The 9,669-nt window shown below is 70.9% G+C and carries 8 protein-coding genes and 2 pseudogenes; 5 read left to right on the forward strand and 5 right to left on the reverse strand.

All coding sequences use genetic code 11. From position 1 onward, the window contains the following. Positions 1 to 825: helix-turn-helix transcriptional regulator (locus tag EFK10_RS45780; RefSeq protein ID WP_164836469.1), on the forward strand; the 825-nt coding region annotated here is incomplete at its 5' end. 289 nt (positions 826 to 1,114) lie between these two features. Continuing rightward, positions 1,115 to 1,267 (forward strand): hypothetical protein, encoded by a 153-nt coding sequence (locus EFK10_RS48310; RefSeq protein ID WP_164836471.1) that lies wholly within the window; start codon positions 1,115 to 1,117, stop codon positions 1,265 to 1,267. Positions 1,268 to 1,646: 379 nt separating this feature from the next. On the opposite strand, the gene EFK10_RS45785 is transcribed toward EFK10_RS48310, so the two are convergent. Continuing rightward, entirely contained in the window at positions 1,647 to 1,907 is a 261-nt protein-coding gene (locus EFK10_RS45785; RefSeq protein ID WP_127361546.1) for a hypothetical protein, read from the reverse strand. Positions 1,908 to 2,099: 192 nt separating this feature from the next. Between EFK10_RS45785 and EFK10_RS45790 the strand changes: the two genes are divergently transcribed. Both EFK10_RS45790 and EFK10_RS45795 read left to right on the forward strand, forming a co-directional pair. Beyond that, the gene (locus EFK10_RS45790; protein WP_127361547.1) at positions 2,100 to 2,285 is read left to right on the forward strand and encodes a hypothetical protein; all 186 of its coding nucleotides are present in this window, start codon (positions 2,100 to 2,102) and stop codon (positions 2,283 to 2,285) included. A 52-nt stretch (positions 2,286 to 2,337) separates the two neighbouring features. Next, positions 2,338 to 6,261: a carboxypeptidase regulatory-like domain-containing protein gene (locus tag EFK10_RS45795; protein WP_127361548.1), complete on the forward strand. Its 3,924-nt coding sequence runs from the start codon at positions 2,338 to 2,340 to the stop codon at positions 6,259 to 6,261. A gap of 314 nt (positions 6,262 to 6,575) precedes the next feature. On the opposite strand, the gene EFK10_RS48315 is transcribed toward EFK10_RS45795, so the two are convergent. The 4 genes and pseudogenes from EFK10_RS48315 to EFK10_RS45810 all read right to left on the reverse strand — a co-directional run bounded on the left by EFK10_RS48315 (position 6,576) and on the right by EFK10_RS45810 (position 8,029). After that, positions 6,576 to 6,863 (reverse strand): hypothetical protein, encoded by a 288-nt coding sequence (locus EFK10_RS48315; RefSeq protein ID WP_164836473.1) that lies wholly within the window; start codon positions 6,861 to 6,863, stop codon positions 6,576 to 6,578. Continuing rightward, positions 6,864 to 6,995, reverse strand: coding sequence for a hypothetical protein (locus tag EFK10_RS52465; protein ID WP_265737612.1), 132 nt, complete (start codon positions 6,993 to 6,995; stop codon positions 6,864 to 6,866). Between the two features lie 25 nt (positions 6,996 to 7,020). Continuing rightward, positions 7,021 to 7,284: pseudogene (locus tag EFK10_RS45805) on the reverse strand (DDE-type integrase/transposase/recombinase); the annotation flags it as partial. Positions 7,285 to 7,366: 82 nt separating this feature from the next. Continuing rightward, positions 7,367 to 8,029, reverse strand: a complete 663-nt coding sequence (locus tag EFK10_RS45810; RefSeq protein ID WP_127361550.1) for a helix-turn-helix domain-containing protein — start codon at positions 8,027 to 8,029, stop codon at positions 7,367 to 7,369. 595 nt (positions 8,030 to 8,624) lie between these two features. On the opposite strand from EFK10_RS45810, the pseudogene EFK10_RS45815 reads away from it, so the two are divergent. Beyond that, positions 8,625 to 9,572 (forward strand): annotated as a pseudogene (locus tag EFK10_RS45815) (IS256 family transposase); the annotation flags it as partial. Positions 9,573 to 9,669: the final 97 nt, after the last annotated feature.

The following is a 9,669-nucleotide window of genomic DNA, read 5'->3' on the forward strand; positions in this document are numbered from 1 at the left end:
ATCTCGGTCGGGCGTCCGCGCGGCCCCGCCGACGGGTCTCGCGACCCGTCCGCCGTGCTCGCGCGGCTGGCGATCGCCGCCGGCCGCCCCGGGGAGGCACTGGCCGCCACCGATGCCGCCTGGCGGCTCGTCGAAGCCAAGCAACTGTGGCTCTGGGCCGCCGAGATCGCCCCGCTCCGGGTCCGTGCCCTGCTCGAAGACGGGCGCGTCGGGGAGGCCGCCCGCACGGCCGAGGCCTTCACGGCGGGTACCAGCGGCCTGGATGCGCCGGTGGCGAGGGCAGCCCGCCTGCTGACCGCGGCCCTGCTCGCCCGCGCCGGCGGTGACCTCACCGGCGCCGCCGGGCACTTCGAGGAGGCGGGCGCCGCCTGGACCGCCCTTCCGAGACCGTACGACGCCCTGCTGGCCCGCGAGGCGGCAGCCGGCTGCCGCCTCGCCGCCGGTGAGCGGGACCGGGCCGTCGGCGTGCTCCGCGAGGTCTTCGACGATCTCACCGCCCTTGGCGCGACCGGGGACGCGGACCGGGTGCGGCGCAGCCTCGCGGACGAGGGGGTCCGGGTCGGAGCGCGGGTGGGCCGGCCCAGCTACGGCGACCAGCTCTCGCCGCGCGAACTCGACGTGGTGCGCCTGCTCGTGGAAGGCCGGACCAGCGCACAGATCGCCCGCGTCCTCGGGCTCTCGCCCCGCACCGTCGAGAAGCACGTCCAGGCCGCGATGCGCAAACGGGACGCGCCCTCGCGCACCGCGCTCGCCGTCGCCGCGGTGGAGTCCGGTGATGTGCCGCCGCCGGGGAGCGTGCCGCGGCCGCCGACATTGACGGGGTAGCCGCCGCGGACTCGCTGGTACTCGTGCTGGACATGGAACTGCCAGTACTCCTCGCACTTCGTGCACCACCGCTTGCTGCAGCGGGAAGGAGTACAGCCGCTGCGGCAGCGCCAGCTGCGCGTCGAGCGGGTGGAGGTTTCCCGCGCCCGGGGCGCGGTAGGCGATCTGGTGCATCTCCACCCGCCCGACCGTGGTGGCCACCAGCCGCCGGTGCCCGCCCTCGGCCCGGTGTCGCACCACGCCATCAGCTCCGGCGACCTGCTGCCGGCGCTGCTCGAGCCGGGAGCGCGTGTCCAGCTGGTCCTGCATCAGCCGGCGTTGCAGTTGCCGCCCGGCCTCGGTGATGTACTCCAGCGCGGACTGGGTGCAGGCCATCGTCTCCTCGTCGCCCAAGCGGGTGATGATGGACTGCAGTTGGGAGCGGGCGGCGGCGAAGTCGTAGGTGCCGGGGGCGGGGTGCGGATAGGGTTTTCTCGGGTCAGTCTCTGTATCCCTGCGGGGACGCCGGTGGCGGCGTGAAATCCATCGGCAGAGCCGACTTTGACCTTGGAAGACGAGGTATTTCCGATCAGTCCAGGTTTGATTCACCCGGTCAACTCGGGGAAACCCCTTTCCTCGTTGCCTCGTTCACCCGCCTGCCGTAGCATGTGCGCGCGCAATGGTGAACAGGCCCGGTTCAGCCCCTGCCACCTGCCCGGTCCACGTGAGTTTCTTCAGCCGGTGCCGCACGCGCTCGACATGACGGGGCACACTTGCGTCCTCGCCCAGGTGCACGACGAGGTCCTGACAGCGCACCGGTCGGCCCAACTCAGCTAGCGCCTCTACCAGTTGGTCAGCGAACACCGATGGACCAGCACCAGGAGCGAGCACGGCAGAGCCGCCCCAGCCTCTCGGGGCGCCGACGGACGGTGCTGCGGCAGCTCACCGATCACCTCACGGGCCACGACCAGGCGCTCCAGTTCCTTCCGGCAGGCCGCCAGGAGACCGGCGATACGCTCGGCCTCGGCTTCGAGCCGGTCGGCTTCCGCCCGGAACGCCGTCTCCCGCTCCGCCAACAGCCACAGCACCTCCTCGCAGCCCATCCACCCGTCCTTCCATGCTGGTTGACCACCGGCTGCCGCAACGACCGGCAACCGTCCCGGGGCGCGACATCCCCGCCAAGTCACTCAAGAGGAAACGCACCCCACGGGAGTTTCCCGGGTAGTTCTGCGCATTGCCGGCCCCTCGGCGTGCGGCGTTCACTGCTTGCTCTGGGACAGAACGGAGCAGCCGCGATGACCTCTGGCAACGGCGCCGAACGGTCCGGCGAGGAGCCGGCGGTCGGCCCCATCGACGGTTCCACCGAGGATTCCGTCGACGGTGAGGACACCACCGTCGATCCGGCCGCGGCCCCGGCGGCGAGCGCGGACCGGCCGTGTAGGTGCCGACGGAAGGCCGGTGTGGAGTACCGGCCGGTCTGACCAGCACCCCCACTCGAGTCGGCCTGGCCGACGCACCCTTCTGAGGAGAGCGATGCACAGACGAATACGCATGTGGGCCGCCGGGGTGGCGGTCGCTTGCACCGCGGCGTTCGGCCTGACGGCCGTCGCCCCGGCGCAAGCGGCGCCCACCGCGAGCGGCGACACCCCGCAGAGCACGGCGAGCTACAAGCCCGCCGGATGCGCCATCCCCGTACCCGCCTCCGAGCGGAAGGGTGACGCGCCCTACGCCACCTGCCCCCTCATGGGCGTGACCGACAGCCACGGCGCCCTGGCCGCGGGCTCGTCCACCCCGCCCGCCACCGCCGTCACCCCGAACGATCTCAGGGGGGCCTACAGCCTACCCACGGGCGGCTCGGGCGAGACGGTCGCCATCGTCGACGCCGGCGGCTACGCGTCCGCCGAGGCCGATCTGGCCGTCTTCCGCAGCACCTACGGCCTTCCCGCGTGCACGACGGCGAACGGCTGCTTCACCAAGGTCGACCAGAACGGCGGCCACAACCTCCCGCCCGACGACGCCGGCTGGTCCATCGAGACCGCGCTCGACCTCGACGCCGTCTCCGCCGCATGCCCGGACTGCCACATCCTGCTCGTCCAGGGGGACTCGGCCTCTCTCGACGACCTCGGCCAGGCCGAGGACACCGCCGCCGCCCACCACCCCGCGGCCATCTCCAACTCCTACGGCGTTGCCGGCGAGGTAAGCACCGCGCCGGCGTACGACCACTACTACGACCACCCCGGTATCGCGGTCACCGCATCCACCGGCGACAGGGGCAACGTCGTCAGCTGGCCCGCGTCGAACGGGAACGTCGTCGCCGTCGGCGGGACGAAGCTGACCCGCGACGACACCACTGCCCGCGGCTGGACCGAGGCGGCCTGGAGCTCGGGCGGCTCGGGCTGCTCGCGCGTCGAGCCGAAGCCGGGGTACCAGCAGGGCATCGACACCGGCTGCGACAACCGCGCCATCGCCGACATCTCCGCGGACGCCGACCCGACCAGCGGCCTCGGAATCTACAACTCGACCGCGGTCGGCGGCTGGGCCCAGTACGGCGGCACTTCGCTCTCGTCGCCGCTCGTCGCCGCGATGTACGCTCTCGCGGGCACCCCAGCGCCCGACACCTACCCGGTGACCTACCCGTACGCCGACACGCACGCCGGCGACCTCAACGACGTCACCACCGGCTCTGACGGCCACTGCGGAGACCAGCTCTGCAACGCCCGCAAGGGCTGGGACGCCCCGACCGGGCTCGGTACGCCCGCGGGCGTCGGCGCGCTGCGCCCCGGTCCGCACGGTCTGGTGACCGGCACCGTGCGCGGCACCGGCTCGGGGAGGAGCGACGGGCCGGTCTCGGGCGCCTCGGTCACCGCCACCGACGCGGACGGCCGCAGCTACACCGCCACGACCGACGCGTCGGGCGGCTTCACACTCGCCCCCGCACCGGGCGAGTACACCCTGACCGTCGCGCAGTTCGGCTACGCGACGGCCACCACCACGCTGAAGGTCACCGAGGGGAGCACGGCGAAGGAGTCCTTCACGCTGCGCGCCCTGCCCACCCACGTCGTCTCCGGCACCGTCTCCGACGCGTCGGGCCACGGCTGGCCGCTCGCCGCGACGATCACCGTCGACGGCTACCCCGGCGGCGCGGTCAACACCGACCCGGCCACCGGCCGGTACGCCGTCCAGCTGCCGCACGACGGGAACTACACGCTGCACGTCTCGGCGAGCCTGCCGGGCTACCAGACGGCGGACGACACCGTCGCCGTCGGCACCAGCGACGTACGCCACGACGTGTCGCTGTCCGTGGACGCGAACGCCTGCACCGCCCTCGGCTACGGCTTCGGGTACGACGGCACCAAGACCGACTTCGAGGGCTGGGCCGGCGCCACGCCGCAGGATGGCTGGACGGTCACCGACGACAGCGGCTCCGGGGTCACCTGGCGCTTCGACGACCCGGGAGGCTTCGGCAACGACACCGGCGGCACGGGCCAGTTCGCCGAGGTCGACTCCCTTGACGGCGGCGTCTCCACTCATGAGACGACCAGCCTGGTCTCGCCGGTGCTCGACATGAGCGGCGATGCCACGCCTATCGTCTCCTTCGACAACTCCTTCTCGACACAGCGCTACAACTCCAACGCCTACGTCCAGGTCAGCGTCGACGGCGGCCAGACCTGGACCACGGTCTGGCGCATGTTCAGCGTTATCTCCTACGGTCCCGAGGTCGTCGCGATCCCTCAGGCCGCCGGCAAAAGCGACGTGCAGGTCCGGTTCCGGTACGACGCGGTCCACTCGCAGTACTGGAAGGTCGACAACGTCTTCATCGGCAACCGCTCCTGCGATGCCGCCGCCGGCGGGCTCGTGGCCGGCACCGTCGACGACGCCAACACCGGCAAGGCTCTCTCCGGTGCCACTGTCAGCGTGGCCGGCACCCCGACGGCCACGACGACCGACGGCGCTTACGAGCTGTTCGCGCCCGCTTCGGCCGCCGACAGCTCCGGCCGGACCACGCTGGGGGTCGTCGACGGCGCGTACACGGGCTCGACCGCGAAGGTCTCCGTCGCCCGCGACCGGGTCACCCAAAAGGACTGGCGCCTGGGCGCCGGCCGGATCAGCGTCTCCGGCGGCCCGCTGCAGGTCACCCAGCCGCTGGGCCGGTCGACGACCCAGACTGTGACGCTCCGCAACACCGGCACCGCACCCGTCCACGTCCTCCTCAACCCGCAGGACGGCTCGTACACGCCGGACTCGCACCCCGGGCAGGCGGGCAAACCCGCCACTGGCGCACCGATTCGGCACGTCGGTGGCGACTTCACCCGTGGGTCGCTGCTCGCCGGCAGGACGCACGGGGCCGCGGTACCGAAGGGCTCGGCCGACGTGACCACCGTGGCGGGCGCCACCGCGTGGACGACCGCCGACGCCCTGCCGACGCCGGTGATGGACAGCGGCACGGTGACGCTCGACGGGAAGGTCTACGCCTTCGGCGGTACCGACGGGTCGAACCTGCAGTTCAAGGCCTACGTCCACGACCCAGCCACCGGCGGGTGGCAGAGGCTGGCGAACATGCCGCAGGGGCTGGAGAAGCCCGGCGTGGAGGCGGTCGGCGGCGAGATCTACGTCGGCGGCGGCTGGGACAGCGCCGGGAACGCCTCAGCCGCGCTGTACCGCTACGACCCGAAGCACGACTCGTGGTCCTCGGAGGCGTCGCTCCCCGCGGGCGTCGTCGCCGGCGGTACGGCGGTCCTCGGCGGCCGGCTCTACGTGGTCGCCGGCTGCGGCGGCAACTGCTTCCCGGCCTCGCGGGCGACCTACGTCTACGACCCCCAGGCCGACGCCTGGAGCCAGGTGGCGAACTACCCGATCACCGACTCGTGGCTGTCCTGCGCCGGCATCGACGGCCAGGTCGTCTGCGCCGGCGGGACCGATCCGGTCAGCGGCGAGGAGACGGCGGCGACGTACGCCTTCGACCCGGTCACCGGCGCGTGGACTGCGCGGGCCGATCTGCCGTATCCGAACTGGGCGATGGCCTCCGCCTCTTCCGGCGGGCGGCTGCAGTTGGTCGGCGGCGTCTCCGGCGGACAGCTGACCAACCAGGCCGAGGAGTACGACCCGGCCACCGACTCCTGGTCGGCTCTGCCGGCGGCCAACGCGCTGGTCTACCGCGGCAGCGGCGCCTGCGGGCTGTACGTCGTCGGCGGCGCGGACGCCGGCAGCGATCCGGTCACCGGCGTCGAGCAGCTGCCAGGGTACGGCGACTGCGGCAGTTCGGGCGCCGCCACCTGGCTGTCGGCGCCGCACACCGTCACCGTCACCCCAGGCGCCGCGGTGAAGGTACGGGTCACCCTGAACGCGGGCGAGGTCGACCAGGCCGGCACCTACACGAGCGGGCTGACCGTCGGCACCGACTCGCCATACGCCGTCCCGGCGCTCGCCGCCACGATGAAGGTGACCGGCACGCACTGACCGCGGACGGCTGACCGGCCCACAGCCAACGGCCTGGTGAACGATAGGGAGTGGATCAGCCTGCGGCGTCATGCGGCTTCGATTGCAAGGCGGCGGGACGCCCTCAGAGTGGTTTCCTGTGGGCGTTCCGGCAATGCCGCAAGCGGGGCCGCAGGGCGTCGCAGGCCCGCTCTCTACCGTGCACCAGGTCGTAACCGAATGGGCACGACCTGACGGGGCTCCCGGGAACCTGACCCGGGAGCCCCGTCCCGACATCAGTACCGCCCGTAGCAGGCTCTGCAAGCCTGCACTGTCCGCGGCGAAGGTGCTGGTGGTCAGGCGTTGAACTTCGCGAATGCGGCGGTGGCCAGGCGGGGGAGCGGAGATGGGGTCGTGGTTGTGGAGATGGTCGTCTGCTCGCTGACGACGAAGGTGGGGCATCGTTTGACCAGGGCGCGCAGCTCGTCGAGTACCCGGTGGGCGCCGTCACCGGGGTAGACCTCCGCGACGACGAATTCGGACGCCAGGCGTGCCGCATCTGCCAGGACCGCGCCGACCACGACCTCGCACAACTCCCCGGGCCAGGCGGCCCGGTGCCGGCCGGTCGCGCACCTCCGGATCAACTACACATCGTCGGTGCCGACGTCCATACGCAGCACCAAGAGCAGTTCGCGCAGTACCGCGTTCAGCTGGGTGCGCGGCGGCACGTCGTCCACGGTGATCAGGCTCGGGTCGTTGCGTATCTGCCGGTGCATGACGTCGTCACCAGCCGTTCGGTACTCGGCGAGCCGCTTGGCGGGCCTTGTCCCGGCGGCCCTGCACGAGGATGTCGAGCACGTTGCCGTCCTGGTCGACAGCCCGCCACAGGTACTTCCGCTTCCCGTTGATCTTGATGAAGACCTCGTCCAGATGCCACTTATCACCGGGCCGGGGACGGCGGCGGCGCAGTCCGTCGGCGTAAGCCTGCCCGAACTTCAGACACCACCGCCGGACTGTCTCGTAGGAGACGGTCACGCCGCGCTGGAGCATCAGCTCCTCGACATCCACTCACCCGGAGGCGGCATCGTCCGCGCCCTGGCAACCTTGTACGGCACCACCCCGGACGACCGCGAACTCTGGGCCGAAGTCAACCTGGAGAGGACCACATGAACGCCGAGGAGTCAGTCCCCGAAGTGGGAACGTGGGCATGGGACGTGAGCCGCGACAAGGTCGGTTGCGTCATCGGGCAGGGGCCGGCGGGCTCACCGAGGACAGCGGCGGCGGCCTCGAAGTCCGCCTCGGGATCGAACCCGAGGTCGCGAGCGTAGGCGGCGGCACCGAACACCAGGGCGCGGGCAAGCTCGGCAGGAACCGGCACATGCCCCTCGAAGGCGCTGAAGTAGACAGCCCGGTGCCCGCTCAGTTGCCTCTCGCCCATCGCCTCCGGGGCAAGCGCGTTCTTCACCCCCAGACACCACACATCCAGTAGGAACCCGGCGACCTGCGCCTTCGCGGAGCGCGTACTGTCCGCGGCGACGAGCACGGCGACAAGGCCACGCACCTCCTCGGCGTCAGAAGCCCCAGGGTCCAAGGCCGCCCACTGCGGCGCACCCTCAAGATCCACGCTGCGGCTCCAGCCGGCGTTCACCCAGCAACGCGGCTCGTCACGCGCCGACGCCGAGACCTGCACGGCACCGTTGAGCACCCCGACAACATCCCTGGCGCCCACCCCCAACGTCCTGGCAATCGCCTTCGCCGACCGACCCTGCTGGTCCAGTTGCCGTACCTGCTCTACAAGCCGCTCATCCACAGCCTCACCCTACGACCGCCGCCAAGACCGCAGGACCCAAACGCCAACAGCCACACTCGCCAGAGTGACCCCGCGAAAACGTCGAAAGTCGAGGGGCACTGTACGGCTAAATCAGGGTCGAGCGGACACGGCCTGACTGCCCGTTCGGTCATGGGCGGAGCCAGTTCACCGCGCCACGACGGCGACGATGCCGAGGGCGCCGCAGGGCGCGGACTATCAGAACATCGTTACGGAGGGGCGAGTGGAGTCCGGAACCGCAACCCAGCTGATCACCGTTGGAGCCACGCTAGGCGGGGTCATTCTGACCCTTCTCGCCAACGCCTACCTCGAGCGCCGCAGGGCACGGGACACGCGCGACCTCGAGTCGATGCGCTTTGACTCGGAGCACGCCAGGTGGATTCGAGATGAGCGCCTCAAGGCCTACGCCGGCCTCTCTGATGGCGTCCCGCTATGTGGTGTAGCCGATCAGGGTTGAGGTGTGCGCGGGCTCGCGACCGGGGCGTACACCCGTGAGGGGCTTCCGCTCCCTGCGCATGAGGCGGGCCACCGTGCAACTCTCCGTAGTGAACGGCCAGTTCAACGACGGAGGTGTGAGGTGGCCCTGTCCCAGTCTGACCTATTGCGCCTGCTGGAGTCACTACGCTCGGCGGACGGACTCGAACTCGTCCGCGGCATCGCCGAGCGGATGCTGCAGGAGCTGATCGAGGCCGCTGCCCACATCGGTACCGGCTGGAACGAACACACCCAGGCCCGTACCGCCTTCCGCAACGGGCACCGGGAGAAGACGCTCACCACCCAGGCCGGCGACTTGGAGCTGGCCATCCCCAAACTGCGCACCGGCAGCTTCTTCCCCAGCCTGCTGGAGCGCCGACGCCGGATCGACCAGGCCCTGTACGCGGTCATCGTGGAGGCCTACGTCCACGGCGTGTCCACCCGCTCGGTCGACGACCTGGCCAAAGCCCTGGGGGCGGACGCCGGGATCTCCAAGAGCGAGGTCTCCCGGATCTGCGCAGACCTCGACGAGCCGCTGACCGCCTTCCGCACCCGGCCGCTGGACCACACCCGCTTCCCCTACATGTACCTGGACGCCACCTACTGCAAGGCGCGCGTGAACCACCAGATCGTCTCCCGGGCCGTGGTCGTCGCCACCGGGATCACCGAGGACGGTGGCCGGGAGGTCCTGGGGGTGATGGTGGGCGACAGCGAGACCGAGGTGTTCTGGGCCGAGTTCCTGCGCTCCCTGCGCGAACGCGGACTGACCGGGGTCCGCCTGGTCCTCTCCGACAGCCATTCCGGCCTGGTCAAGGCCATCCGCAAGGTCATGCTCGGCGCGGCATGGCAGCGCTGCCGAGTCCACTTCCTGCGCAACGTCTTCGCGGTGATCCCCAAGGAAGCGGCCGAGATGGTCGCCGCGACCATCCGCACCATCTTCGCCCAACCCACCCAGGACGCGGTCCGCACCCAGCTCGACACCGTCGCCGAGATGCTCGGCAAGCAGTTCCCCAAGGTCAAACAGATGCTCCTGGACGCCAAGGACGACCTCTGAGGTGCCCCGAGGTTCCCGGACAGAGATCCAATAGAATCTCTGTGTAAAGGGAATGAGGTAGAAGTGGCGCCACCCAGCAAGTACTCGCCGGAGT

It is taken from the genome of Streptomyces soli (assembly GCF_003999195.1).
Taxonomy (GTDB): domain Bacteria; phylum Actinomycetota; class Actinomycetes; order Streptomycetales; family Streptomycetaceae; genus Actinacidiphila; species Actinacidiphila soli.

Coding starts and splice junctions, on each gene's coding strand:
- EFK10_RS45790 (WP_127361547.1), top strand. CDS start 2,100: ATGACCTCTGGCAACGGCGCCGAACGGTCCGGCGAGGAGCCGGCGGTC.
- EFK10_RS45795 (WP_127361548.1), top strand. CDS start 2,338: ATGCACAGACGAATACGCATGTGGGCCGCCGGGGTGGCGGTCGCTTGC.
- EFK10_RS52465 (WP_265737612.1), bottom strand. CDS start 6,995: ATGCACCGGCAGATACGCAACGACCCGAGCCTGATCACCGTGGACGAC.
- EFK10_RS45785 (WP_127361546.1), bottom strand. CDS start 1,907: ATGGGCTGCGAGGAGGTGCTGTGGCTGTTGGCGGAGCGGGAGACGGCG.